Source organism: Stenotrophomonas sp. GSD10, from assembly GCF_056172695.1.
This window is the reverse complement of sequence record NZ_JAOCMC010000002.1, coordinates 3231752-3258400: the sequence shown is the minus strand read 5'-3', so window position 1 is coordinate 3258400 and position 26649 is coordinate 3231752. Positions and strand designations below refer to the sequence as shown.

Here is a 26649-nt window from a genome sequence, read left to right as displayed (position 1 = left end):
AAGCCCTGCCGATAACCCCTCCTGCGACGGTTCGTCGCACGGGCATCCCGGCAGCCGGCTCTACACTAGCGCGGTGCACCGCCTGTCCCGCCCGCAACGCCTTCTGCTGCAGCTCGCCGTCCTGGCGACGCTGCTGATGGTGCTTGCGCCACTGGTCAGCCGCGCGCTGCAGGCGCCGCCGATGGACCACACCGCGATGGCGGGCATGGGCCACGCCGCCATGGGCCATGACATGCACGACATGGCCATGGCCGGGCATGATCAGCAGGGGGCCACGCCGGCAGCGCCCAACCGCCCGGCCGATCCCCACGCCATGCACGGCGAAGCCTGCGAATACTGCGTGCTGGCCATGCGCCTGCTGCCCTGGCTGGCGGTGCTGGTGCTGCTGTTGCCGCTGCTGTGGCGGCCGCGCCTGGTGTTTCCGTGGTCGCAGCAGGCGCTGCCTGCGCCGCGTTGGCCGGCGCATGCCGCGCGCGGGCCGCCGCGTTTCTCCATCGTCCGCTGATGTCCCCATGAATCTGCCGCACGACGCCTGACCAGGCGCCGTGCGCGCGTGCGTACCCTGGAGCTGTTCCGATGAAAATGACTTCCCGCCCTGCGGGCGCCTGCGCGCGCCTGCCGGTTGCCCTTGGCCTGGGCGTAGCCGCGTCACTGGCCCACGCTGCGCCTGCTGATGAGGCGCGCACCCTCGACACGCTGGTGGTCACCGCCACCGCGCCCTCGTCGCCGCTGCATTGGGTGACCGACCCACGCTTGCCGCGGCAGCCTGTACCGGCCAGCGACGGTGCCGATTACCTGAAGACGGTTCCCGGCTTCTCCGCCATCCGCAACGGCGGCACCAACGGCGACCCGGTGCTGCGTGGCATGTTCGGTTCGCGCCTGAACATCCTCAGCAACGACGGCAACCTGATCGGCGCCTGTCCGTCGCGCATGGACAACCCGCTGTCCTACATCTCACCCGAAAGCTTCGACCGGCTGACCATCATCAAGGGGCCGCAGAGCGTGCGCTGGGGCGCCGGTGCCTCGGCCGGCACCGTGCGCTTCGAACGCGATACGCCACGCTTCGAGGAACCGGGCCTGCGCGCCGATGCCAGTGCCCTGGTTGGTTCGCGCAACCGCAACGACCAGGTGCTGGACCTGACCCTGGGCAACCCGACCGGCTATGTGCGCGCCAGCGGCAACCGTTCCGAAGCCGACGACTACAAGGATGGCCACGGTGAGGTGGTGCCATCGAAGTGGCGCAAGTGGAATGGCGACGTGGCCGTCGGCTGGACGCCGGATGCGGACACGCTGCTGGAAGTCTCCGCCGGTGCCGGCGATGCGATCGCGCGTTATGCCGGGCGCGGCATGGACGGTGCCGCGTTCGAGCGCACCAGCTACGCGGCGCGTTTCGAGAAGCGCAACCTGCCCGGTGCCTGGGACACGGTTCAGGCCAATGTGTACTACAACGAGGCCGACCACGTGATGGACAACTACACGCTGCGCATGCCCAATCCGCACAGCATGATGCCGATGCCGATGGCATCGAACGTGGACCGCCGTACCCAGGGCGGCCGCGTCAGTTCCGAGTGGCGCTGGCAGGACGTGCAGCTGGTGGCCGGTGTGGACGGCGAAGACAGCCGTCATCGTGGCCGCATGGGCATGGGCCGCGATACCTACCGGCAGGCGGCGTGGGAGACCGATGCCAACTTCCGTCGCTATGGCGTGTTCACCGAACTGACCCTGGGCGCTGGCAGCGACCAGCGCTGGATCAGTGGCCTGCGCATCGATCGCGCCAGCGTGCGCGATGAGCGGCGGTCGATCCGCGGCATGATGGGGAACATGCCCAATCCGACCGCAGGCCAGCGTCGCAAGGAATGGCTGGGCAGTGGTTTCCTGCGCTACGAGCAGGACCTGGCCGACGGCCTGACCTGGTACGCCGGCCTCGGTCACAGCCAGCGCATGCCCGACTACTGGGAGCTGTTCTCGCCCGATCAGGGTCCGGCCGGTGCACCGAACGCGTTTGCCGGCATCCAGCCCGAGCGCACCACCCAGCTCGACATCGGCCTGCAGTACAAGGGGCCGCGCGTGCAGGCCTGGGTCTCGGCCTACGCCGGGCAGATCCAGGACTACATCCTGTTCACCTATCACGGCAGCGGCATGATGGGCATGAGCCAGGCCAGCAACATCGAGGCGCGCATCGCCGGCGCCGAGGCGGGTCTGGATGTGCGCGTGGGCGAGCAATGGAAGGTGGGCGGTACGTTGGCCTATGCCTGGGGCGAGAACCGCGACCAGCAGCGTCCGCTGCCGCAGATGCCGCCGCTGGAAGCGCGCCTGAGCGCGAACTGGGAAGGCCAGCGCTGGAGTGCCGGTGCATTGGTGCGTACCGTGACCCAGCAGCATCGTGTCGCAAATGGACAGGGCAACGTGGTGGCCCAGGACCTCGGGCCGAGCGCGGGGTTCGCCACCCTCGCACTCAATGCGGCCTACCGCTTCAACCCGCAGCTGCAGCTCAGCGCCGGCGTCGACAACCTGTTCGACCGTGCCTACAGCGAGCATCTGAACCTGGCCGGCAGTGCCGACTTCGGCTTCCCGGCCGATCCGGTCCGCATCAACGAGCCCGGTCGCAGCGTGTGGATGAAGGTGAATTACCGGTATTGATCCGCCGGGCATGGCCCGGCGCTACCCATGCACCGGGCAAAAAACGGGGCCGGATCCCCGCCAGGATCCGCCCCCACCCGACGCCCTCTGTCGGGCAGCTTCGACTCTACGATGACAGCGCAGTCGATGGGGCACCGGATACACCCCGACACACGCCGACACCGCGCCCTTCAGCCTTGCACGGAACGGGTTCAAGGCGCCATCGCAACATCGGTTCCACGACGGTAAACGCTTGGCACATACCGCTTTTGCGGGCCCTTGCCTACACTCGGCGGCCGTGGATCAATCAGGACCGTTCATGTTGGCTCGTATCGCTTCGACCCTGGCCTTCGGCCTCAGCCTGGCCGTGCTGGCCGGGTGCGCAGGCAAACCGGAGGCGGCCGCACGCCGGCAGGGGAAGCGGTGCCGGTCACCGCGCAGGTCGTGCAGTCCAGGCCGTGGAATGACACCCTGCAGGCGCTGGGCACGGCCAAGGCGCGCGAGTCGATCAGCGTCACGGCCAAGGTCAGCGAAATCGTCGAGAAGGTGCATTTCGAGAGCGGCCAGCACATCGCCGCCGGTGCGCCGATCGTGACCCTGCGCGGGCAGGCCCAGGAAGCGGCGCTGGTGCAGGCGCAGGCCACCTTCCACGAGGCCGACCAGCTGTACAAGCGCCAGCGCGAGCTGGCCACGCAGCGGCTGGTGTCCAGCGCCACGCTGGATACGCAGAAGTCGATCCGCGATGCCGCCGAGGCACGCGTGACGCAGATGCAGTCGGACATCGGTGACCGCCGTGTGCGCGCGCCGTTCGCTGGCGTGCTCGGCATCCGCCAGGTCAGCCCGGGCACGCTGCTGACACCGACCACGGTGATCGCCACGCTCGACGACATCGAGCACATGCATGTTGATTTCCAGGTGCCGGAAGTGGAGCTGGCCGCGCTCGGTGTCGGTGACAAGGTCAGTGCCACCAGCGTGGCGTGGCCGGGCCGCAGCTTCGAGGGTGTGGTCAGCACCATCGACGCGCGCATCGACCCGGCCACCCGTGCGGTGACCGTGCGCGCCGACTTCGCCAACGGCGACCACGCACTGCGCCCCGGCATGCTGCTCGACGTGCGGCTGTTCCGCCCCGAGCGCCCGGCGCTGGTGGTGCCGGAAATCGCCGTGGTGCAGGTCGGCCGCGATACCTTCGTGTACCGCATCAAGAACGACGACAGCGTCGAACGCGTGGACGTGGTGACCGGTGCGCGCCGTGCCGGCGTAGTCGAGATCAAGCAGGGCTTGGAGGCCGGCCAGCGCATCGTGGTCGACGGCACCGGCAAGCTGCGCCCGGGCCTGAAGGTCGCGGCCAAGGACGCGGCACCGGCCAGCGGTGCCAAGCCGGCTGACGTACCGGTGCCGGTCGCGGCCGAGGGCCACGGCGGATGAAACTGTCCGACATCTCCATCCAGCGGCCGGTGTTCGCCGTGGTGATGAGCCTGCTGCTGCTGGTGCTGGGCGTGATGTCGTTCACCCGGCTGACCCTGCGCGAGCTGCCGGCCATCGATCCGCCGATCGTCTCGGTGTCGGTGGACTACACCGGCGCGTCGGCGGCGGTCATCGAAAGCCGCATCACCCAGGTGCTGGAAGATGCACTGGCCGGTATCGAAGGCATCGATACGATCAACGCGCGCAGCACCAACGGCCGCTCGCAGGTCAGCATCGAATTCACCTCCAACCGCGATATCGAAGCGGCGGCCAACGACGTGCGCGATGCGGTCAGCCGCGTCGCCGACCGCATGCCGGAAGAAGCGCGGCCGCCGGAAATCGCCAAGGTCGAAAGCGATGCCGACCCGATCATCTGGTTCAACATGGTCTCCTCGACCATGGACACGCTGGAGCTGAGCGACTATGCCGACCGCTACGTGGTCGACCGCTTCTCCAGCCTCGATGGCGTGGCCCAGGTCCGCATCGGTGGCCGCCAGCGTTATGCGATGCGCATCTGGCTGGACCGTGACCAGCTGGCCGCGCGTGGGCTGACCACCGGCGATGTGGAAACCGCCCTGCGCAACGAGAACGTGGAACTGCCGGCCGGCCGCATCGAGTCGACCGACCGCGATTTCACCCTGCGCGTGGAGCGCAACTACATCAAGCCCGAAGACTTCGCGACCATCCCGCTGGGCAAGGGCCGCGACGGCTACGTGGTGCGCATGGGCGACGTGGCGAAGATCGAGCTGGCCTCGGCCGAGCGTCGCGCCTACTACCGCAGCAATGGCGAGCCGGGCATCGGCCTGGGCATCGTCAAGACCTCCACCGCCAACTCGCTGGACGTAGCGCGCACCGCGCGCGCCGAGGCCGAGCGCGTGGCGCTGTCGCTGCCCAAGGGCACGCAGATCTTCGTGGCGTTCGACAACACCACCTTCATCGAAGCCGCGGTGGACCGCGTCTACGCCACGCTGGTGGAAGCGATGATCCTGGTGCTGGCGGTGATCTGGCTGTTCCTCGGCAGCTTCCGCGCCGCATTGATTCCGGCGGTGACGGTACCGGTGTGCCTGGTGGCGGCGTTCATCGCGCTGTACGCGTTCGACTTCTCGATCAATCTGCTGACCCTGCTGGCGCTGGTGCTGTGTATCGGCCTGGTGGTGGACGATGCAATCGTGGTGGTGGAAAACGTGCAGCGCCGCATCGACCTGGGCGAACCCCCGCTGGTGGCCTCCAAGCGCGGCACCGCGCAGGTCGCCTTCGCGGTCATCGCCACCACCGCCGTTCTGGTGGCGGTGTTCCTGCCAGTCGGCTTCCTGGAAGGCAACACCGGGCGCCTGTTCCGCGAACTGGCGGTGGCGCTGGCCGCGGCGGTGGCGCTGTCTGCATTCGTGGCGCTGACGCTGACGCCGATGATGGCCTCCAAGCTGCTCAAGCCGCACACCGGTCAGGCACCGCGTGGCCTGCATGGCTTCATCAACCGCAACCTGGAACGCCTGGCCTCGGGCTACGGCCGCGTGCTCGACCACCATGTCGACCGCACCTGGATCTACCTGCTGGTGATGGTGGCGGCGCTGGCCGCCAGCTGGGGCCTGCTTAAGCTGCTGCCGTCGGAGCTGGCGCCGGCCGAAGACCGCGGTTCGTTCCAGATCATGATCGACGGCCCGGAAGGCGCCGGCTACGACTACACCGTGCAGCAGGTGCAGCAGGTGGAAGCACTGCTGGCCCCGCATGTCGGCGCCGACAAGACCATCGCCCGTGCCAACCCGCGCGTGCCCGGTGGCTTTGGTGCCAGCGAGGAAATGCACACCGGCCGCGTCAGCATCTTCCTGCAGCCCTGGCGCCAGCGCAGCGAGGCCACGCCGGATGTGGCCAATGCACTGCAGAAGGAACTGGACACGATCCGCGGCGTGCGCGTGCGCACGCAGGTCGGCGGCGGGCTGGTGCGCAGTGGCGGCCAGCCGTTCCAGATCGTGCTGGGCGGCCCGGAATACGCCGAGATCGCCCAGTGGCGCGACCGCATCCTGCTGCGCATGGCCGACAATCCCGGCCTGGTCGGCCCGGATTCGGACTACAAGGAAACCCGGCCGCAGATGCGGGTGAACATCGACCGCCAGCGTGCGGCCGACCTCGGCGTGCCGGTCACCGCGATCGGTTCGGCGCTGGAAACCATGATGGGTTCGCGCCGCGTCACCACCTTCGTCGACAACGGCGAGGAGTACGACGTGCTGGTGCAGGCCGGCCGCGATGGCCGCGCCAGCCCGGCCGATCTTGCCGCGATCCGGGTGCGCGCCACCTCCGGCGAGCTGGTGCCGCTGTCCAACCTGGTCACGCTCAGTGAAGTGGCCGAGGCCGGCACCCTGAACCGCTTCAACCGCCTGCGCTCGATCACCATCAGCGCCGGCCTGGCGCCGGGCTATCCGCTGGGCGAAGCCATTGCCTGGGCGCAGAACGTGGCCCGCGAAGAGCTACCGCAGTACGCGCAGGTGAACTGGAAGGGCGAGTCGCGCGAATACCAGAGCGCTGGCGGCGCGGTGCTGCTGACCTTCGCCATGGCCCTGCTGGTGGTGTACCTGGTGCTGGCCGCGCAGTTCGAAAGCTTCATCCACCCGCTCACCATCATGCTGACCGTGCCGCTGGGCGTGCTTGGCGCGCTGGTCGGGCTGTGGGTGAGCGGAGGCACGGTGAACCTGTTCAGCCAGATCGGCATCGTCATGCTGGTCGGCCTGGCGGCGAAGAACGGCATCCTCATCGTCGAGTTCGCCAACCAGCTGCGCGACGATGGGCGCACGGTGCGCGAGGCGATCATCGAATCGGCCATGGTGCGCCTGCGTCCGATCCTGATGACCTCGATCGCCACCGTGGTCGGCGCCATCCCGCTGGTGGTGGCCGGTGGCCCCGGCTCGGCCAGCCGTGGCACCATCGGCATCGTGATCATCTTCGGCGTGACCCTCTCGACGTTCCTGTCGCTGTTCGTGGTGCCGGCGTTCTACGCGCGGCTGGCCCCGTACACCCGTTCGCCGGAAGCGGTGAAGCGCGAACTGGAGAAGCAGGAAGCCGAGTCGCCCTCGGTAGGCGGGCATGCCTGACCCTGGCGCCAGCAGGGTGCCTGACGGGGTCGGATCCCTTTCCCAACGGGAAAGGGCTCTGACCCCAGTCCTCGACGGCAATGGCTTCCAACTGCGCCCCTGGCGCCCCGACGACCTGGAATCGCTGCTGCGCCACGCCAACGACCCCGACGTATCGCGGGGTCTGCGCGACCGCTTCCCGTATCCGTACACGCGCGAAGACGGCGAGGCCTTCCTCGCCGGTCGCGTGCTCACGCCGGGCACCTTGAACCTGGCCATCGAGATCGACGGCCAGGCCTGCGGCAGCGTCGGCGCGCAGCCGGGCAGCGCCGAGCGCGGTCATATGGCTGAACTTGGCTACTGGCTGGGCCAGGCCTACTGGGGCCAGGGCCTGATGACCCGCGTGGTCGGCCTGTTCGCGCCGTGGGTGATGGACGAGCTGCGCCTGTTCAGGCTGCAGGCCGGGGTGGTCGACTTCAACCTCGGCTCGGCGCGGGTGCTGGAAAAGAACGGCTTCCAGCAAGAGGGCGTGGACCGCTGTGCGGTCTACAAGCGCGGCGTACTGCACGATCTGCGCCGCTTCGCCCGGGTGCGCACGCAGCTGCCCTGACGCGCGGGCGGGTCGCTGTAGAGCCGAGCCCATGCTCGGCTGCTCCCGGGGCCAAGCCGAGCATGGGCTCGGCTCTACAAAACAGCGCTACCGCAGCGGCCTTCGATCAGGGAGAATCGACCGGTCCCTTCCAGCCGACGGGACGTCCTTACAACCCGCCGACTGGAGAGAGCGCGCGTGGAAGCTACCGTACATTTCATCAACAGCATCATCTGGAGCAAGGCACTGATCTTCATGTGCCTGGCCGCCGGCCTGTTCTTCAGCCTGCGCACCCGCTTCATGCAGATCCGGGGTTTCGTCGAGATGTGCCGCCTCACCGTCAGGGGTGAGAAGTCCGACGCCGGTGTGTCCTCGTTCCAGGCCCTGGCCATGTCGATGGCCGGCCGCATGGGCATCGGCAACATCGCCGGCGTGGCCACCGCCATCGCCTTCGGCGGTCCCGGTGCGATCTTCTGGATGTGGGTGATGGGCTTCCTCGGCGCGTCCACCTCGTACGTGGAATGCACGCTGGCGCAGATCTACAAGACCAAGGATGCCGAAGGCCGCTACCGCGGTGGCCCGGCCTATTACATCGAAAAGGCGATGGGCCTGAAGTGGTACGCGCTGGCCTTCGCCATCGCCACGATCATCGCTGCCGGCTTCCTGATGCCGGGCGTGCAGGCCAATGCCATCGCCGACAGCATCATCAACGCCTGCCGTGGTACCGCGCTGTGCGGTCCGCTCGATGGCCAGGCCTTCGGCATGGAATCGGTGCAGGCGCTGAAGCTGGGCATCGGCATCGTGGTGGCCCTGCTGCTGGGCGTGGTGATCTTCGGCGGCGTCAAGCGCATCGCCAACTTCGCTGAAGTGGTGGTGCCGTTCATGGCGGCCGGCTTCATCCTGATGGCCATCGTCATCATGATCATCAACTACGACCGCGTGCCGGAAATGTTCGGCATCATCTTCAAGAGCGCCTTCGGCACCCACGCCGCGTTCGGCGCAATGATGGGCCTGGCGGTGGAGTGGGGCATCAAGCGCGGCATCTACGCCAACGAGGCCGGCCAGGGTTCGGGCCCGCACGCGGCGGCCGCCTCCGAGGTCTCGCACCCGGCCAAGCAGGGTTACGTGCAGGCGTTCGCCATCTACTTCGACACCATGATGGTGTGCACCGCCACCGCGTTCCTGATCCTGGCCAGCGGCACCTACAACGTGTACTCGCCGGCAGGCGTCAGCGCGCCGCCGATCTTCCAGGGCCTGGCCGGCATTCCGGAAGGCGCGGGTTACGCGCAGGCTGGTGTGGAAGCGGTGCTGCCGGGCTGGGGCTCGGCGTTCGTCTCGATCGCCATCTTCTTCTTCGCCTTCACCACCATCATGGCGTACTACTACATGGCCGAGACCAACCTCAGCTATGTGAACCACAACAAGAAGCGGCCGCTGACCGTGCTGCTGCTGCGCCTGGGCATCATCGGCATGGTGGTGTTCGGCGCGTTCCACAACGCGACCCTGGCCTGGGCGCTGGGTGACATCGGCGTGGGCCTGATGGCCTGGCTGAACATCATCGCCATCCTCATCATCCAGAAGCCGGCAATGCTGGCCCTGCGTGATTACGAACGACAGAAGAAGCTCGGCCTCGACCCGACCTTCGACCCCGATGCCCTGGGCATCAAGAACGCCGATTTCTGGCGTCAACGCAAGCTGGAGTTGTCCCGTAGTGAATGATCCCTGGAAGAATGCCCGCCGCCCGTCGTCGCGCCCGCCGCGGGCCACCCCGCTGCCACCGCGTGAGGGCGGCACCCCGCCGCCACCGGGGCGTGGCAACGACGAGCTGCGCCTGTATGGCTGGAATGCCGTGCAGGCGCTGTTCGCCAAGCGTCCGCAGGCGCTGCGCAAGCTGTACCTGGTGGATGCGCTGATTCCGCGCATGCAGCCGGTGCTGAAGTGGTGCGTGGCCAACCGCGTGGGCTATCGCGTGGTGGAAGAGGGCGACCTCAACAAGCTGGCTGCCACCACCCATCACGAAGGCCTGGTGGCCGACGTGCTGCGCGCGCCGGTGGTGCCGCTGGCGCAGTGGCTGGCGGAGCAGGGCGAGGGCCCGGCGCTGGCGTTGTGGCTCGATGGCGTCGGCAATCCGCACAACTTCGGCGCGATCCTGCGGTCGGCCGCGCACTTCGGCGTCAAGGCGCTGCTGCTGCCGGCCGGCAGCACGCTGGCGCTGTCCGGCGCTGCTGCACGCGTGGCCGAAGGCGGCGCAGAGTCGGTGCCGCTGGTGCAGCTGCCGGAGACCGCACAGGCGATGGCGCAGCTGCGCGCTGCCGGTTTCGGCCTGGCCGCGACCCTGGTTGAAGGCGGTGATGACGTATTCCGCGCGTCGTTGCCGGCACGCCTGGTGTACGTGATGGGCGCCGAAGGTGAAGGCATGGACCGCAGCCTGGCCGCGCAGTGCGACCTTCAGGTCTCCATTCCCGGCAGCGGCGCAGTGGAGAGTCTGAACGTGGCCTCGGCCACCGCCGTGCTGCTGGCGCAGTGGGCCAGCCGTCGCGGCTGAGGGCTTGATCGGGGTCAGATCCCTTGCCCGTGGCGAGGGCTCTGACCCCTTCCTGGGCCGCTAAATGCGTCAAGCACGCGCGATGTTTTGAAAGTTTCCTTATTGGTCAGCCGCTCCCGGCGACGCAGGGTGGAATTCCATCCCATGCTGTCCAGGAGTGGCTGTCATGCATCATCCCCGCCGTACCCTCGTCGCATTGCTGGTGCTGGCCAGCATCTTTGCCAGCGCCCACGCAGCGGCTGACGAACGCAGTCTTGACGGTGTCAACTTCACCGGCCCGTTGATCACGCCCAACCCAGCGGGACTGCCGCAGGGCCACTGGTACATCGAACCGTATCTGGTGCGGGTCGACAGCGGCGACCACTTCGACAACGACGGCCAGCGGCGTCACAGCGGGCAGCGCAGCGGTGCGTGGGCCACGGTGGTGCCGATCATCTACGGCTTCAGTGATCGCGTGATGGGCCAGGTCAACCTCAGCGCGTCGAGGGCGGAATCCGGCAGCGAGCGCAGCAGCGGCTTCCGCGCCGGTGATACCACCGCGCGCCTGCAGTACCTGCTGCAGGCACCCAATACCGATGGCACGCGCCCGGCCATCTCGGTCGCCCTGGTGCAGCGCTTCAGCACCGGCAGCCACGACCGCATCACCGGCAACGCGCTGGACGCCCAGGGCGACGGCGTGCAGCGCACCACCGCTGCGCTGGGCGTGCAGCAGGTGGTGTGGCTGGGCAATGATCGGCCGCTGCGCTGGCGTGCCCAGCTCAGTGCCGGGCCGGCGCCTTCGCGCACGGCGATCTCCGGGGCCAGCGTGTATGGCACCGACGACAGCTTCCAGGGACACATCGCGCGCGGCTCGGTGCTGGGCCTGTCGGTCGGCGCCGAGTACAGCTTCAATTCGCGTTGGGTCGGGGTGATGGAAGTGGCCGCCAGTCGCGAAACCGGCCAGCGCCTGAGTGGCTTCGCGCGCGGCGCCAGCGGTGCCATCGAGCGCATCGACGAACATCGCCCGGCCAGCCGCAGCGTGACCGTGGCGCCGGCGGTGGAGTATCACTTCAGCCCCTCGCTGGGCGTGATTGCCGGTGTGGAGTTCACCGTGGCCGGGCGCAACGCCGGCCGCATCATCAGCCCCCAGGTCGCCCTGGGCATGTTCTTCTGAGGGGCGGCCGATGAACATCGAATCCATCGTCAATGCCGTTCTCGGCGTGGTCTGGAGCCCGTACCTGGTGGTGTTGTGCCTGCTCACCGGCCTGTACTTCAGCGTGCGCACGCGTTTCATCCAGCTGCGCGCGCTGCCGGACATGCTGCGCCTGATGTTCCGCCACGAGCGCTCCGCCGCCGGCGTTTCGCCCTTCCAGGCATTGTCGCTGTCGCTGTCCAGCCGGGTCGGCGTCGGCAATATCGCCGGCGTGGCCATGGCCATCGCTTTCGGCGGACCGGGCGCGATCTTCTGGATGTGGATCGTGGCCTTCCTGGGCGCCTCCAGTGCCTTCATCGAATCCACTCTGGCGCAGATCTACAAGGACCGTGATGGCAAGGGCCAGTACCGCGGCGGCCCGGCGTACTACATCGAAAAGGGCCTGGGCCAGCGCTGGTACGCGGTGCTGTTTGCGGTGGTCACGGTGATGGCCGGCGCGATGCTGGCCGGTACCCAGTCCAACGCGATCACCAGCGCGGTGAACGAGGCCTGGGATGTGCCGGTGATGACCACCACGGCAGTGCTGCTGGTGGTGCTGGGTGCGATCCTGGTCGGCGGTGTGCGCCGCATCGCGCGCGTGGCCGAGTGGGTGGTGCCGCTGATGGCGCTGGCGTACCTGCTGGTAGCTGCGCTGGTGATGGTGCTCAACGCGGAGAAGGTACCCGAGGTGATCCTGCTGGTGGTGCGCAGCGCCTTCGGCGTGGATGCGGCTTTCGGCGCGATGATCGGCACGGCCATCCAGTGGGGCGTGCGTCGCGGTGTGCTGTCCAACGAAGCGGGCATGGGCAGTGGCGCGCATCCCGCCGCGGCCGCCGAGGTTTCGCATCCGGTCAAGCAGGGCCTGGTGCAGTCGTTCTCGGTCTACATCGACACCCTGGTGGTGTGCAGCGCCACCGCCTTCCTGATCCTGTCCACGGGTCTGTACAACGTGTACGACCCGGCCGTGAATGGCATTCCGGATGAGGCCCGGCTGCTGCTGGGCAATCTGCCGGGCGTCGAGGCCGGGCCGCGCTTCGTGCAGCACGCGGTGGAATCGGCACTGCCGGGCTTCGGTCGGTCGTTCGTGGCGCTGGCGATCCTGCCCTTCGCATTCACCACCATCCTGGCGCTGTACTACATGGCCGAAACCAACGTCAGTTACCTGTGCCGCGACCGGCCCAGCCCGTGGGTGATGGGGGTATTCCAGCTGCTGTTCCTGGCCGCCACGGGCTATTCGGCCATGAACAGTGCCACCTTGGCCTGGTCGCTGGGCGATATCGGCGTGGGCATGATGAGCTGGCTGAACATCATCGCCATCGTGCTGCTGCAAAAACCCGCGCTGGCTGCGCTGCGCGACTACGAGCAGCAGAAGCGCAGCAAGCGTGATCCGTTGTTCAATCCGCAGCAGATCGGCGTCCGCAACACGCGGGTCTGGGAAGGCTGACGTGACCGGGGTCAGAGCCCTCGCTGAAGGCGAGGGCTCTGACCCACGCACCGCGTTACCGCATCACTCGTTCGGCGGGGTCGTCGCCTTCGCCTCACTGCCGAAGTTGCCATCGGCTTCGGCAGCCAGGTAGGCAAACACGGTGTACGCGGCCACGTTCTGCGCCAGTGCCTTCGGGTCGATCTTGTCCAGCGTGTCGTCGGCAGTGTGGTGCAGGTGGAAGTAGTCCGATCCATCCTGCGCCAGCCACGCCCATGCGCCACCCTTGGCGGCCAGCGGGCCGACGTCCGGGCCTGGGCCACCCTTGTCGGCCTGGTACTCGATGCCCAGCGGCTTCATCACTTCGGCAATCTGCTTCGTCGCTTCGCGCGAACCTTCCGGATTCGGCGAACCGGTATTGAAGGCATAGATGCGGCCGGCGCCGAAGTCGCTCTCGGCGGCCAGCTGGTGCAGGGCCACGTCCTTGGCATGCGACTCGGCGTAGGCCTTGCCGCCGTACAGGCCCTGTTCTTCGTTGGCGAAGGCGATCACGCGGATGGTGCGCTTCGGTGCCTGCTTCAGCTGGCCGATCAGATGGCCGGCGGCCATGGTGATGCCCACGCCCGCGCCGTCATCGACCGCGCCGGTGCCCAGGTCCCACGAATCCAGATGGCCGCCGATCACCACCACTTCCTTGGGCAGGCTGCGGCCGGTGATCTCGCCGATCACGTTGTACGACGTCGCCGTGCCATCCCAGCCGCAATCCAGCGCCACCTTCACCGTGGTGCTGCCACGGGCCAGCAGGCGCGCCAGCTGGTCGGCATCGGGCACCGACAGCGCGGCCGACGGCACCGGGGTCAGGCCGTCATCGAAACGGGTGATGCCGGTGTGCGGCACGCGGTGCGAGTCGGTACCGGCCGAGCGCATCAGGAAGCCGACCGCGCCCTTGCGGATTGCCTCGGACGGGCCCTTGCTGCGGATCGCGCCGCCGCGGCCGTAGTCGCGGCCATCGCGGAACGGCAGCATCTGGTAATCGACGAAGGCGATCTTGCCCTTCAGCGAACCGGCCGGCGCGGCCTGCAGCGCGGCCAGATCGGCGAAGCGCACCACTTCCGCTTCCACGGTGCCGCCCGGGCTGCCACCGAGGGCGGTGATCTGCAGCTGTTGCGGGTTCTTGCCGGTCACCGCGGCGTGTTCACTGCGGCGTTCCCACTTCGGGAAGGTCACCGGTTCCTTCCATACCTTGTCAAAGCCCAGCGCTTTGAACTTGGCTTCGGCCCAGGCCACGGCGCGGGCGTCGGCTTCGCTGCCGGCGATGCGCGGGCCGATCTCGGTGGTCAGCGATTCGACCACCTTCCAGCCGGTGTCGTCGGCCAGCGCCTGGTCGCGCAGCTGCGCGGCGGTGGCCAGCGAGGCCGGGGGCAGGGTGGTGGTGCGCGGCGCCGCGAAGGCCGGGGCGGCCAGCAGGGCGAGGGAGGATGCGATGGCAAGGACGCGGCGACGCATGGGCAACTCCGGAAGGGACCAAGCCTTGGAGCTTAACAGTCGTTCAGGCCGGCGCATGGGCGGGAGGTCATGGCGGGCGCGAACGCTGTTTTCCGCCACGTCCGGCAAAGCCGTAGAGTCGAGCTTGCTCGACTGATTTGAATCGTAGAGCTGAGCGTGCTCGACTGATTCCTCGGGCCAGTCGAGCAAGCTCGACTCTACGGCGAGGGGCGCCCGAAGGCGCCGCCTCCCTTACTTCTTCAGGCTGTCGCGGATCTCGCGCAGCAGCACCACTTCCTCGGCCGGTGCAGCCGGGGCGGCTTCCTTCTTGCGCGACAGGCGGTTGATCACCTTGATCACCAGGAAGATGGCAAAGGCCACGATCACGAACTGGATGACGGTGTTGATGAAGTCGCCGTAGCCAACCACCACCGCCGGGATTTCCTTGCCATCCGGGCCGAGCCGGGCCGGCGACAACGTCCAGGCCAGGCTGGAAAAGTCCACGCGGCCGATCAGGTAACCCAGCGGCGGCATGATGATCTTCTCCACCAGCGCGGTCACGATCTTGCCGAAGGCTGCGCCGATCACCACGCCGACGGCGAGGTCGATGACGTTGCCGCGCATCGCAAATTCCTTGAACTCGGTGAGCATTCCCATTGTTGTTTTTCTCCGGTGGGGGAAGAGGACAGCGCGCAGGGTAGCGCAGGTGATGTCAGCCGGCGATCACGCCGTGGCGCTCGGCCACGTTCTCCAGGCGCGCGCTGAAGCGGTCGCCCGGCTTCAGTGCGGCCACCCCGGACGGGGTGCCCATGAACACCAGATCGCCGGCGCGCAGCTGCCACAGCTTGGACAGCTCATGCAGGATTTCCGGCACGTTCCAGATCATCTGGTCCAGCAGCGCCTGCTGGCGCACCTCACCGTTGACCTCCAGTGACAGGTTCAAGGCGGCCAGATCGCCCACTTCGGCGGCATGCACGATCTCGCTGATCGGCGCGGAGGCATCGAAACCCTTGGCCGAATCCCACGGGTGGCCCTTTTCCTTGGCGGCGGCCTGCAGGTCGCGGCGGGTGAGGTCCAGGCCCACGGCATAGCCGTAGACCAGCGCATCGGCGTCGGCCACGGCCAGCTCACCGGCCGGTGCGTCACGGCCGATCGCCACCACCAGCTCCACTTCGTGGTGCAGGTTGGCGGTCGCCGGCGGGTAGGGGATGGCATCGTCGTGGCCGACCACGATCGCGTCGGCCGGCTTGCAGAAGAACATCGGGCGGCCACGATCATCGGCGGCCGACACTGCGGCGCCCATTTCGCGGGCATGGTCGGCGAAATTGCGGCCGACGCAGTAGACGCGGTGCACGGGGAAACTGCCGCCACCGGCTACCGGCACACGCGGCAGGGCTACGGCAGGGATCACATCGGAGACATCGGACATGCGGGCATCCAGGAAGGGCGTGCCCGCAGTCTAGAACGCATGGCGCCCGCCGTCAGCGGGCGCGAAAGGCGCAGCTCAGCGCGAGGCCGGCAGCACCGGCTTGCGCACCACGCGGTACTCACCCTCGACCACGGTCGGGTCGACCGGACGCGCGGCGCCGGGCTTGCGCGTGGCCAGCAGCTTCCACGCCAGGCCGACCAGGATCATCGCCGCACCGACGAACACGCCGATGAACACCATCGCGGCCAGGATCGCCAGGCCGAGCAGGCCCACGGCAACGCGCACCAGCGGGTGGCGCGGCTTGCGCGGCGCGAACAGGGTGCGGAACTGGGTGAAGGCGGATGCGCGATTGAACATGGCGGCTCGATAGGCTGGGATCAGCGAAACCAGAGTATCGGGAGGTGCCACTGTCATTGAGTGAAAAACTCGTTAAATATAGCCTGTGCTTATTACGGATCAATGACTTGTGTTCATGTCGCAGCCAGTCACCTGAGCAGGCATGCGACAATTCCGCTTTAACGTCCGAGCCTTCGCCATGACTACCGCTGCTGCCCTGATCGCCCTTGAAGCCATTGCCGATGGCGCGTTTGCCGAGGTCGAAGCAGTGGTCGATGGCGATGCCGAGTCGCTGGTGTTGTACCGCGACGGCGCGCAGGTACGGGCGTTCCTGAATATCTGCCCGCATGCCGGCCGCCGCCTGGACTGGGCGCCGGGACAGTTCCTGAAGAGCCGCGAGGGCCATCTGGTGTGCGCGGCGCATGGCGCCTCGTTCGCGCTCGACAGCGGCGACTGCATTGCCGGCCCCTGCAAGGGTGACCGCCTGCGCGCGGTGCCGGTGGACGTGCGCGACGGGCAGGTCTATCTGGCCTGATGTCCCGGTCCAGGGTCGGATCCGTTTTCCGCAGGAGAACGGCTCTGACCCCATCAGCCCGCAAGCAGTCGAGCATGGCTCGACTCTACAGCGGCAGGTGCTCAGAACATCAGGTTGATCATCAGCACCACCACCAGCGTGTAGATCAGCGACAGCGGGCCGCCGACCCGCCACATCTCGCGCGGGGTGTAGTTGGCCGGGCCAGTGATCATCGAGATCACCGGGTTGGAGGCCGTCATCAGATTGTTGGACGCCGACAGCGCCACGATCAGCGCGAACGCAGTCGGGTTGCCGCCGGCCGCCAATGCCAGGTTCACCGCAATGGGCACCATCACGATGGTCGCGCCCACGTGGCTGATCACCAGCGAGAACGCGGTGGTCAGCAGCGCCAGCGCCACTTCCAGCACCCACAACGGAATGCCGGTGGGCAGCTTGTCGATGGTGTGCCCGGCCACCCACGCGGCGGCACCACTGGAATCCATCGCCCAGCCGAGCGGAATCAGCCCGGCCATCATGAACACCGTCTTCCAGTTGATCGAGGCATAGGCCTCGTCCATGCGCAGCACGCCGGTCAGCAGCATGCCGGCCACGCCGGTCATCAGGGTCAGCGCCACCGGCAGCTTGCTGGTCAGCGCAATCAGGATGGTCAGCGCGAAGATCGCCATGGCGATCTTGAACTTGTGCGGGCGCTGCTCGCCGGTCGGGTAGTCGGTCACCACCACGAAGTCGCGGCTGCGTGCGGCCTGCGCCAGGTCGGTCCAGATGCTGTGGAAGACCAGCATGTCGCCCGCGCGCAGCTGCACGTCGCGCACATCCTCGCGGATCACCTGCTTGTCGCGGTTGATCGCCAGCAGGCTGATGCCGCGCTCCTTGCGCAGGCGCAGGTCGGCCGCGCTCTTGCCGATCACGTTCGAGGTGGGCGGCACCACGGCCTCGGAAATGCCGGCGCGGCTGGGGTTGAACAGATCGCCCAGGTGCTTCAGGCGCGAAGACATGCGCAGGAACTGGTTCTGCGCGAAATCGCTGATCTGCTCGCGTGGGCCCATCGCGCCCAGCACGCTGCCCACCCAGATGCGCATTTCTGCCGGCGGCGCCAACCGGGTGTCGTTACCGGTTTTCAGGGCCAGCAGCAGCGGTGCATCGTGCAGGTTTTCCGCTTCGCCCAGGGTCATGCCCACCAGCGGGCTCTCGGCGCTGACCACCAGCTCGAACACATCGCCTTCGATGCCGTAGGTCTTGGCGAAGTAGCTTTCGGTGCGCGCCGGGGTCACCCCGTCATTGACCAGGTTCTCTTCCTCGATCAGCTTGCGGTCGCCGTAGTAGCGGAAGTACAGCAGCGAGGCGACCAGCAGCGCCACGCCGATCGGCAGCGGCGCGAACATGCGCAGCGGCTCGATGGTGGCCAGGCCCGAGGGCAGGTTGTTGTTGGCCGAGGCCAGCAGATCGTTCAGCAGGATCAGCGGCGAATTGCCGACCATGGTCAGCGCACCGCCCATTACGATCGCTGCGGAGATGGGCAGCAGCAGCCGCTGCAGGGTCAGCCCGGTGCGCGCGGCCAGCCGCGAGGCCACCGGCAGGTACAAGGCCATCACCGAGGGGTTCTGCATGAACGAAGAGTTCAAGCCGGCAATGGCGGTGGTCATCATCAACAACCGCTGCTCGACGCCGTGGCCCCGCCTCAGCAGCCACGCGGCCAGCCGGTTCAGTGCGCCGGTGCGGTCCAGGCCCGCACCGAGGATGGTGGTGGCGATGATGCTCATCACCGCGTTACCGGAAAAGCCCCCGAAGATTTCTTCCGGGGCGATCAGGCCGGTGACGCCGAGCACCACCAGCACCACCAGCGCCACCACGTCGGCGCGGATGCGCTCGAACAGGAACATCGCCATCGTGAAACCAACCAGCCCGAGCACGAGCTTCATGTCGTTGGTCAGCGTCAGCGCGGTATCCATGTGGGGCGCGGCGTCCTCAGGCGATGGTCAGGTGCGGTCGTACAGCAGGTCCCAGACGCCGTGGCCGAGCTTCTGGCCGCGGGTCTCGAAGTGGGTCTGCGGGCGCCAGTCCGGGCGCGGCACGCTGCCACGCGGGCCGGCGCGGTTGACCAGCCCGGCGGTGGCGTCGAGCACGTCCCACATCTGCTCGGCGTAGTCTTCCCAGTCGGTGGCACAGTGCAGGCGGCCACCCGGGCGCAGCTTGCGCACCAGCAGGTCGGCGAACGCCGGCTGCAGCAGGCGCCGCTTGTTGTGGCGCTTCTTGTGCCACGGGTCCGGGAAGTAGATGCGCACTTCATCCAGCGCGCCGTCGGCGATCTCGTTCTGCAGCACTTCCACCGCATCGTGGTGGTACAGCCGCACGTGGTCGGCGTTGTCCTCGGCCAGTGCGTTCAGCAGCCGGCCCACGCCCGGAGCGTGCACCTCGATGCCGATGTAGTCGCGCGACGGGTCGTGCTGGGCCGCGAAGCGCAGCGCGGCACCGTTGCCGAAGCCGATTTCCAGCACCTTGTGTGCCGGGCGGCCGAAGGTGGCGTCCAGGTCACGCGGCTGGCCGTTGTAGTCGATGCCGAAGCGCGGCCAGCGTTCGTCGAACGCGCGCTGCTGGGCGGGGGTGAAGCGGCCCTGGCGCAGCACGAAACTGCGCACTTCGCGGCGGCCTTCACTGACGGTGAAGGGCTTGGGCGGGGCCTTGGAACCGGCGCTGTCGAAAGGATTGGTCATCAGCCGATCAACCCATCCACCGGCGAGGAGGCGCTGGCGTAGCGCTTGCGCGGAATGCGTCCGGCCAGGAACGCCTCGCGGCCGGCCTCGACCGCCTTGCGCATCGCACTGGCCATCAGCACCGGATGGCGCGCACCGGCAATGGCGGTGTTCATCAGCACGCCATCGCAGCCCAGCTCCATCGCAATCGCCGCGTCCGACGCGGTGCCCACGCCGGCATCAACGATGATCGGCACCTTGGCATCTTCGATGATCTGCAACAGGTTGTACTTGTTCTGGATGCCCAGGCCCGAACCGATCGGCGCGGCCAGCGGCATCACCGCAGCGCAGCCGATCTCTTCCAGGCGCTTGGCTAGGATCGGGTCGTCGGAGGTGTAGACCATCACCTCGAAGCCGTCCTTGACCAGCTGTTCGGCGGCCTTGAGGGTCTGCACCACGTCCGGGTACAGCGACTTCTGGTCGCCCAGCACTTCCAGCTTGGTCAGGTTGTGGCCGTCCAGCAGCTCACGGGCCAGGCGGCAGGTACGCACGGCGTCCTCGGCGGTATAGCAGCCGGCGGTGTTGGGCAGGATGGTGTAGCGCTCCGGCGGCAGCACGTCGAGCAGGTTCGGCTCGCCCGGGTTCTGCCCGATGTTCGTGCGGCGGATGGCCACGGTGACGATCTGGGCGCCTGCGGCCTCGGTGGCCAGGCGGGTTTCTTCCAGATCCTTGAACTTGCCGGTGCCGGTCAGCAGCCGCGAGCCATAGGTCTTGCCGGCGATCACCAGCGAATCGGGGGAGACAGGAACGTTCATGGCGCGATTATCGCTTATCCGCCTGAAGATGGGGTCACGCAATGGCATGCCGGCCGTGGATCGGCATGGGTAGTGCCGGCCGCTGGCCGGCAAACCCGGGCAGGTCTCAACCGCCGCCCAGTGCGTGCACGATCTCCACCACGTCGCCTTCGGCCAGCACGTGCTCGCCGTGGCGGCTGCGGCTGACGATTTCGCCGTTGACCTCCACCGCCACCCGGCGCTGCAGCAGCTGCTCGGCCTGCAGCAGGTCGTGGAGGGTCGCCGAAGCGGGCAGGGTGCGGGGTTCGCCGTTGAGCTGGATGTCCATGGTCACATTGTCGCTGATGGCCTGCTCGGATCGGAACCCTTGCAAATCGCCGGTTCCGCCACCTGCCGCACACCCGGGCGTGGCCAAGGGCGGCGACAATCCATGCGGCGGCGCAGCGTGAGCAAACGGCGGTCCGGTGAAACCATTCACCGTGCGCCGGCGTACGTGCGCCGGGTCCTCAACGATATCCCCACAGGAGTTTCTTACATGCAGCTCAGCAAACGCCCGATCCGCTCCCTGATGGCGGCCGCGATCGCGCTGGCCGCGCTTCCGGCCATGGCAGGCGAATCCCCGTTCTCGCGCACCGTGTTCCTCGGTGACAGCCTGACCGACAGCGGCTACTACCGCCCGCTCATCCAGCCGGCCGACGCGCGTCCGGTCACCGGCCAGTTCACCACCAACCCGGGCCTGGTCTGGGCGCAGGTGGTGGCCGGCTACTACGGCACCAACGCCAACCCGAACGGCAACGGCCAGGTCGGCGACAATTACGCCGTTGGCGGCGCGCGGGTCGGCGTGGACCTGACCCAGCCGGCGTTGGGCAACGTGCCGGTGCCGTCGCTGAAGACGCAGACCGCCCGCTACCTGGCCGCCAATGGCGGCAAGGCCGACGCCAATGCCCTGTACACCGTGTGGGGCGGCGCCAACGATCTGTTCTCCATCACCGCACCGGCGCAGGCCCCGGCGGTCATCGGCGCCGCCGTCACCGACCAGATCGGCATCGTGGCCAGCCTCAAGCAGGCCGGTGCGCAGTACGTGATGGTGCCGAACCTGCCGGACATCGGCAGCAGCCCGGGCTTCATCGACCGCGGCGCGGCCGGTCGCGCGCAGGGCACCGCCCTGGCCACCGCGTACAACAACGCCCTGTACGGTGGCCTGAAGCAGGCCGGCATCGAGTTCATCCCGCTCGATACCTACACCCTGCTGCATGAAATCATCGCCAACCCGGGCATGTACGGCTTCAGCAACGTTACCGGCCGCGCCTGCCTGGTGGCCTCGTCGCTGAGCTGCAGCCCGCTGGCCTACGTGCGTCCGGATGCGGCCAGCACCTATCTGTTCGCTGACGACGTGCACCCGACCTCGGCCGCGCACCAGATGCTGGGCCAGTACGCGATCTCGATCCTGGAAGGCCCGCGCCTGCAGCAGGTGCTGAGCCATTCGGCGCAGACCATCGGCCGTTCGCGTGCCGACCAGGTCAGCCTGCACCGCAGCGGCCGACCAGCCGATGGCCTGTCCTGGTGGGGTGGCCTGCGTGGTGACATGCAGCGCTACGACCACGCCGACCTGTACGACGGCATGGCCCCGGCGGGCCTGTTCGGTGTCGACTGGGCCCGTAACGGCATGGTGTTCGGCGGCTTCGCCGGCTTCGGCCGCATGGACGCCGACTTCGGCAACAGCCGTGGCGACTTCACCCAGAAGGACACCACCGCCGGTCTGTTTGCCGGCTGGTACGGCGACCGCATCTGGGTCAACGGCCAGGTCAGCTACAGCTGGCTGTCCTATGACGTGAACCGCAAGGTGCAGCTCGGCCCGGCCACCCGCGAACACGGTGGTTCGCCGGACGGCAGCAACCTGACCGCCGCGCTGAACGCTGGTTACGAGTTCGGCACCGAAGGTGGCTTCCGCCACGGCCCGATCGCCTCGGTGATCTGGCAGAAGGTGAAGATCGACGGCTACACCGAAAGCGCCGACGCCGGCACGATGGCCACCGCGCTGGGTTACGGCAAGCAGGACGTCGATTCCACCGTCGGCCGCATCGGCTGGCAGGCCCGCTTCGACGGCGGCAGCGTCAAGCCGTACGTGCAGGTGACCTACGACCACGAGTTCGAGGACACCAAGCAGGCCAGCGCGTGGGTGCAGAGCCTGCCGGACGTGGGCATGTACCGCGTGCCGGGCATGGAGTTCGACAAGAACTATGCGACCGCCATCCTCGGTGCCCGCATGGACCTGTTCGGCCTGCAGAGCAACATCGGCCTGAGCACCACCACGCTGCAGAAGCGTGCGATGGATACCTCGATCTTCGCCAGCTTCAGCGGCAGCTTCTGATGTGGAACGGGGTCAGATCCGTTTCCGCCCGGAAACGGCTCTGACCCCATTGCCGGGGGATGTGGCGGCCACCATTGCGCAACACCGGCCGCTCCGCATAGACTTTCACCCGCAATGCGGGCGTAGCTCAATGGTAGAGCTGTAGCTTCCCAAGCTACTGACGTGGGTTCGATTCCCATCGCCCGCTCCATTTGTCACCGGCTCTGCGCCCAGGCTCTTGATGGCGCACCGGTGAACCGGCAGAAGAACGAATGCCCAAACGACCTGCGTAGGTATCGTTCTTCCCCAAACCGTTGCTTCTTCCCCGTCCCGGTGGGCTACATGCCCGCGTTCTTGCGCCCATCGATCTGCGTGCCTTCATTGGTTCGCGCTTCCTCGTTCGTGCTCTTCATCAGCCTGCCGCGATGGGGCGCGGCGGGTGTCCGCTTGCATGGACGCAGTGGAAGATCGGCCCGGAAACGCAACCAAGCACACGCTGTATTGCGACCTCGGTATTCTGGCGGTTGTTGCGCTCTCCAGACGCAACGTCTAAACAGTGCCGGCGAGTACGACGCTGACAGGCATCGGACAGTCTGGGTGTTCATGTCGCAGCTGCCCAAGCAGCGCCTCTTCTGCTCATACGCCATCATGTGAACGAATCATGAATCCGGTCCCGGCAGGCACCGGGGGAGATGTGCTTCGTTCAACGTTTTTACTCTGTACAGGTCGGCGGTAAAACTAGAACCTTGCCTCCCCCTGTAACCATTCCGTTTCGACGGAGACGTGAGATCAATAGATGAAAAAAGCTAATCGGCATCGGTGTAGCCGTAGTGGCGATGAGCATTGTGATCGGTGTGGTCTGGGGTTACCGGCTACAAACGAATGACGCTCAGCGAAAGCTCGATAAGAACGAGGTGCAAGAGAATGCGCCCGTTCAGAACGGGAATTCAGCCTCCTTGCGCGAAACGACAGCCCATAAACTGGAGGCCGAAAAAAATTCCGCCAGGGTCATACAAGCCTTTGGGCCCCAAAGCCTACGAGATCATCCGTGGTCGTGAATTCCGTGCGCCAGGCGACGCATTGGCCCATGTGAAGCAGCTGATTCGGCGATCCGAAGCGGGTGACGCCACGGCGACCTACGAAATCTATCTCACCATCGAGCAATGCCAGGCATTCACCTCTGATCGCGCCGACGAGTTAGCCCAATCCGCCACCAGCCTCGGTTCCGGCGGCTGGTTCCTTGAAAGATCAGAACGACTTCTCAAGGAGTGTGAATCACTGGCGCTGGATCAAGATATCTATCACGCCGATTGGCTATCAAAAGCTGCGGCCATGGGGTCGCAAGAGGCAATGCTCGCTTATGCAGTGTCGCCACAAGAAGTCCTCGGGTCGCTCGATGACGTCATCCATGATCCAGAAAGGCTTGCTCAATGGAAAGAAAATTCATCCAGGTATCTCAACGAGATGGCCAATCAAGGAAACATTGCGGCGCTGGGAAGTTTAAGAAGGGCCTACAGCTATGGGCGAACACGCGATAGAGATCCGGTTGCAGCACTTGCTTATACGCGTGTTCTGAATCGCATCAATCCCCAGCTTTACGACAACAACGACATTGTCAAAGCCGAGAGTGATCTCACAAGCAGACAGCGATCCGAGGCGCTCGCGCTGTCTGAGGAAATCTTCAAGAACTGTTGCATCTCAAGATAAGGAATATCTATGCAGGTTAGGAATGCGCTGAGTGTTGTTTCTCTTGATGGCTCGGCTATCTCAATTCTGTTCGGGGTCGCGCTGCTGCTGGCGTCCGGAAGCCTCCAGGCAAGGAAGCATCCAGGAGTTATTCAGTGCAGCATAGGTTGCATGCTGACTACACCGAATCCAGACGAGGGAACAAGTAAACTTCTTTCCGACGAAATAGATCGCCGCAATCCCACGCGTGGCAGCATCTGGCAGGTCACACGACCTGATCGCATCATGGTCGGTGACATTGTTACCGTCTGCAATGGCATTTCCTGTGTCGAGTACACCTGGCGCGGTGAGAACTTCGACTCTGGCAAGGAAGTATCGAACATCCTTCCGCCCCCGCACGAGGCGGTGGCGGTGGTGGCGGTGGTGGCGGTGGCGGTGGCGGTGGTGGTGGCGGTGGCGGTGGTGGCTGGGTCGGTGGTGGAACCGGCGGCGGTGGGTCTTGCTGCGGCAGAGTAACGGTCGACCCGCCAACGATGGTCCAGTGATTGCCGGGATCCGAAGAGTGCTGGCAATTGGTTAGTTGGCCAGCATCTGGAATTTGATCAATCCGAGTTGCCCTGTAGTAGTTCGTATTTGATCTTTGCCCGGTGCTCCTTCCGCTCCCTCCCTATGTCCATCGGGTTGGCCTCTACATTCTGGGGGCCTTCTCGCCGTTGGCCGTTCTAGTCGCGGCACGCAGCTCTTCTGCCGAGGCTCGCGCTGACCGTCTGGAGACTTCACGGCACTTGCCCGAGTGGCTCATGCGCCCGCTTGCGCAGCAACGACCCTGGCCGCGATGGCTGACTCAGGCAACCTGCGCTGTCTGCCGGGGCCGTACCGCCGCAGGGTTCAGTTGGTGCTGGGTCTGGCAATGCTAAAAGATCGTTAACCATTGCCCCACCGTCCGCTGCCCGGAGCGTGAATGATTCCCGCACTTGTGCCCATCAGGCGTTGCTTTGATTTTTCAGGGCGATCCAACCGCAAGGAATTCTGGTCTTACTCCCTGCTTGCTGCGCTGGTGGTGGCGGTGAGCTACACCTTGATGGACGGCGGATACTGGCTGACGGGCACCGTGCTCCTGGATGGGGATGCCTTCGATCCGTTCCGGACGCTGGGGTGGTTCATGACGGTTGGTGCCGTCATCGTCCTCCTTCCACCGATGCTGGCCCTGGCTGTGCGACGACTGCACGATATCGACGAGTCTGGCTGGTACGTCGTGATCGCCTTCATCCCGTTGGGTGTATTCGTCCTCTTCCCTGTCATGCTCCTGCCGGGTAGCGAGGAGGAGAATCGATTCGGCGGCATTTCCGGCCTGCCGGGCGCCTGACTCAGCACAGGACGAAGTCCACCAGGTCGGAAGGAAACTGTGGGCAGACATTGCCTGCCACGACTCAGGCCTGGACGGCGCGCTCGCCTGCTTCGCGCAGCCGTTGCGCATACTCCTCGGTAAACAGCGCCGACAACGCCTGCCGCTGACCTGCATCGATCTCGCGCGACGTACTGGCCGCATAGTCGAAATGCACCATCACGCAGCGTCCGCTGGCGACCAGTACATCGAACTGGAATGCCTGCTGCACGATCGACAGCGAGGAGCGGCCAATGTTCTCGATGCGGGTCTCGATACGCACCTGGTGTCCTGCCTGTATCTGCTGCAGGAAGTCGATCTCGTAGCGGCGCAGGATCAGGGTCAGGTCGCGCATGCTGGCCTCGCCACTGAAGTGCCGGAAGATCTCCTGGCGGCCCTCCTCGAACCAGACGGGCAGGGCGGTGTTGGTGACGTGGCCGAGTACGTCCACTTCGGAGAATCGCGGAAGGATCGTCAGCGGCATGAAGTCTCTGGGGGTGTAGTGGGCGGAATCTCCGGCGACGATGCTGCCATCGCCGGAGTCAGTACGGCGGCTATCGGCTGTCAGTCAGAGTAGAAGCCATTGCCGAGGGTGCCGGGCAGGCCGGGTTCCGGCCACGGCATCAGGGATGTGCAGGCGTCATACAGCGTGCAGAAGTCCTGCCGCAGTTGCGCAGGCACCCAGCTGCCGTAGGAAACGTCGGTCGAATCGCCCTGGCAGGCGTAGGAAACATCGATCCAGCGGGTATTGGCGTGTGAGGCAACGCCCTGGTGCTGTGTCTTGCCCGTGCAGTAGCGCAGGCCTTGGCCGATCAGGGTGTTGTTGGCATCGAAGTAGAGCCGGGAGACTGCATGGGTCGGCGCAGCCTGTACGTCTGCGGCGCCTCCCACCAGGCCAAACAGCAACAACAGCGGAATTCCCATTCGCATCTGTGGTTCTCCTTGGATTATGTAAGCCGGCCGTGTTCTGTCCTGTAGCCGGCGAAAGGCATCTTCGCACAGCGCCGGCATGCACGCAGATGCGGCGGCCTGGGGGCATCATCCGCCCGCCACACGCCCGCGCTATGCTTCGCGCCTGCCGACCGAT

23 protein-coding genes, 1 tRNA gene and 1 pseudogene are annotated in these 26649 nt (G+C 66.5%); 15 read left to right on the top strand and 10 right to left on the bottom strand.

The window, feature by feature from the left end; all coding sequences use genetic code 11:
• The first annotated feature begins 73 nt into the window (after positions 1–73).
• The 9 genes and pseudogenes from N4G47_RS15305 (at position 74) to N4G47_RS15265 (ending at position 12894) form a co-directional block, all read left to right on the top strand.
• The gene (locus tag N4G47_RS15305) at positions 74–505 is read left to right on the top strand and encodes a DUF2946 domain-containing protein (protein ID WP_475288339.1); all 432 of its coding nucleotides are present in this window, start codon (positions 74–76) and stop codon (positions 503–505) included.
• Between the two features lie 71 nt (positions 506–576).
• Entirely contained in the window at positions 577–2640 is a 2064-nt protein-coding gene (locus N4G47_RS15300) for a TonB-dependent copper receptor (protein WP_475288335.1), read from the top strand.
• A 298-nt stretch (positions 2641–2938) separates the two neighbouring features.
• Positions 2939–4044: pseudogene (locus N4G47_RS15295) on the top strand (efflux RND transporter periplasmic adaptor subunit).
• Positions 4041–7166 carry an efflux RND transporter permease subunit gene (locus N4G47_RS15290; protein WP_475288331.1) on the top strand — a complete coding sequence of 1042 codons (3126 nt, stop codon included), beginning with the start codon at positions 4041–4043 and terminating at the stop codon, positions 7164–7166. Before N4G47_RS15295 ends, N4G47_RS15290 begins: the two are co-directional and overlap by 4 nt.
• Positions 7159–7755, top strand: coding sequence for a GNAT family N-acetyltransferase (locus N4G47_RS15285; protein ID WP_475288327.1), 597 nt, complete (start codon positions 7159–7161; stop codon positions 7753–7755). Before N4G47_RS15290 ends, N4G47_RS15285 begins: the two co-directional genes overlap by 8 nt.
• Before the next feature lie 177 nt (positions 7756–7932).
• Positions 7933–9453, top strand: coding sequence for an alanine/glycine:cation symporter family protein (locus tag N4G47_RS15280; RefSeq protein ID WP_475288323.1), 1521 nt, complete (start codon positions 7933–7935; stop codon positions 9451–9453).
• The gene (locus N4G47_RS15275) at positions 9446–10279 is read left to right on the top strand and encodes a TrmH family RNA methyltransferase (RefSeq protein WP_475288319.1); all 834 of its coding nucleotides are present in this window, start codon (positions 9446–9448) and stop codon (positions 10277–10279) included. Before N4G47_RS15280 ends, N4G47_RS15275 begins: the two co-directional genes overlap by 8 nt.
• A gap of 166 nt (positions 10280–10445) precedes the next feature.
• Entirely contained in the window at positions 10446–11432 is a 987-nt protein-coding gene (locus N4G47_RS15270) for a transporter family protein (RefSeq protein ID WP_475288317.1), read from the top strand.
• Positions 11433–11442: 10 nt separating this feature from the next.
• Positions 11443–12894, top strand: coding sequence for an alanine/glycine:cation symporter family protein (locus N4G47_RS15265; RefSeq protein WP_475288312.1), 1452 nt, complete (start codon positions 11443–11445; stop codon positions 12892–12894).
• A gap of 63 nt (positions 12895–12957) precedes the next feature.
• Here N4G47_RS15265 and N4G47_RS15260 read toward each other — a convergent pair whose 3' ends face one another.
• The 4 genes from N4G47_RS15260 to N4G47_RS15245 all read right to left on the bottom strand — a co-directional run bounded on the left by N4G47_RS15260 (position 12958) and on the right by N4G47_RS15245 (position 16144).
• Complete coding sequence (locus N4G47_RS15260; RefSeq protein ID WP_475288308.1) at positions 12958–14379, bottom strand: M28 family peptidase; 1422 nt, start codon at positions 14377–14379, stop codon at positions 12958–12960.
• Between the two features lie 231 nt (positions 14380–14610).
• Positions 14611–15015 (bottom strand): large-conductance mechanosensitive channel protein MscL, encoded by a 405-nt coding sequence (gene mscL / locus N4G47_RS15255; RefSeq protein WP_249843021.1) that lies wholly within the window; start codon positions 15013–15015, stop codon positions 14611–14613.
• A gap of 55 nt (positions 15016–15070) precedes the next feature.
• On the bottom strand, positions 15071–15787 hold the full coding sequence (locus N4G47_RS15250) for a fumarylacetoacetate hydrolase family protein (protein WP_475288303.1): 717 nt from the start codon (positions 15785–15787) through the stop codon (positions 15071–15073).
• 75 nt (positions 15788–15862) lie between these two features.
• Positions 15863–16144 carry a hypothetical protein gene (locus N4G47_RS15245; protein WP_475288299.1) on the bottom strand — a complete coding sequence of 94 codons (282 nt, stop codon included), beginning with the start codon at positions 16142–16144 and terminating at the stop codon, positions 15863–15865.
• A gap of 178 nt (positions 16145–16322) precedes the next feature.
• On the opposite strand from N4G47_RS15245, the gene N4G47_RS15240 reads away from it, so the two are divergent.
• On the top strand, positions 16323–16658 hold the full coding sequence (locus tag N4G47_RS15240; RefSeq protein ID WP_106551218.1) for a Rieske (2Fe-2S) protein: 336 nt from the start codon (positions 16323–16325) through the stop codon (positions 16656–16658).
• A 101-nt stretch (positions 16659–16759) separates the two neighbouring features.
• Here the strand turns inward: N4G47_RS15240 and N4G47_RS15235 are convergent, their stop codons facing one another.
• The 4 genes from N4G47_RS15235 to thiS form a co-directional block, all read right to left on the bottom strand.
• Positions 16760–18607, bottom strand: coding sequence for an SLC13 family permease (locus N4G47_RS15235; RefSeq protein WP_475288294.1), 1848 nt, complete (start codon positions 18605–18607; stop codon positions 16760–16762).
• A gap of 27 nt (positions 18608–18634) precedes the next feature.
• Positions 18635–19369 (bottom strand): tRNA (guanosine(46)-N7)-methyltransferase TrmB, encoded by a 735-nt coding sequence (gene trmB / locus N4G47_RS15230; protein ID WP_049429900.1) that lies wholly within the window; start codon positions 19367–19369, stop codon positions 18635–18637.
• Positions 19369–20163, bottom strand: coding sequence for a thiazole synthase (locus N4G47_RS15225; protein ID WP_475288290.1), 795 nt, complete (start codon positions 20161–20163; stop codon positions 19369–19371). Before N4G47_RS15225 ends, trmB begins: the two co-directional genes overlap by 1 nt.
• A gap of 106 nt (positions 20164–20269) precedes the next feature.
• On the bottom strand, positions 20270–20470 hold the full coding sequence (gene thiS, locus N4G47_RS15220) for a sulfur carrier protein ThiS (protein ID WP_057498832.1): 201 nt from the start codon (positions 20468–20470) through the stop codon (positions 20270–20272).
• 207 nt (positions 20471–20677) lie between these two features.
• On the opposite strand from thiS, the gene N4G47_RS15215 reads away from it, so the two are divergent.
• From N4G47_RS15215 to N4G47_RS15195, 5 genes are all read left to right on the top strand, one after another.
• On the top strand, positions 20678–22513 hold the full coding sequence (locus tag N4G47_RS15215) for an autotransporter outer membrane beta-barrel domain-containing protein (RefSeq protein ID WP_475288286.1): 1836 nt from the start codon (positions 20678–20680) through the stop codon (positions 22511–22513).
• Positions 22514–22629: 116 nt separating this feature from the next.
• Positions 22630–22703 (top strand) — tRNA-Gly (locus tag N4G47_RS15210).
• Positions 22704–23581: 878 nt separating this feature from the next.
• Positions 23582–24199, top strand: coding sequence for a hypothetical protein (locus N4G47_RS15205; RefSeq protein WP_475288282.1), 618 nt, complete (start codon positions 23582–23584; stop codon positions 24197–24199).
• 264 nt (positions 24200–24463) lie between these two features.
• A complete protein-coding gene (locus N4G47_RS15200) occupies positions 24464–24694 on the top strand; it encodes a hypothetical protein (protein WP_475288278.1) in 231 nt (76 codons plus the stop codon).
• A 445-nt stretch (positions 24695–25139) separates the two neighbouring features.
• Positions 25140–25544 (top strand): DUF805 domain-containing protein, encoded by a 405-nt coding sequence (locus N4G47_RS15195; RefSeq protein WP_475288274.1) that lies wholly within the window; start codon positions 25140–25142, stop codon positions 25542–25544.
• 64 nt (positions 25545–25608) lie between these two features.
• Here the strand turns inward: N4G47_RS15195 and N4G47_RS15190 are convergent, their stop codons facing one another.
• Positions 25609–26046, bottom strand: coding sequence for an acyl-CoA thioesterase (locus tag N4G47_RS15190; protein WP_475288269.1), 438 nt, complete (start codon positions 26044–26046; stop codon positions 25609–25611).
• Positions 26047–26126: 80 nt separating this feature from the next.
• Positions 26127–26492, bottom strand: coding sequence for a hypothetical protein (locus N4G47_RS15185; RefSeq protein WP_224328455.1), 366 nt, complete (start codon positions 26490–26492; stop codon positions 26127–26129).
• Between the last annotated feature and the right edge of the window lie 157 nt (positions 26493–26649).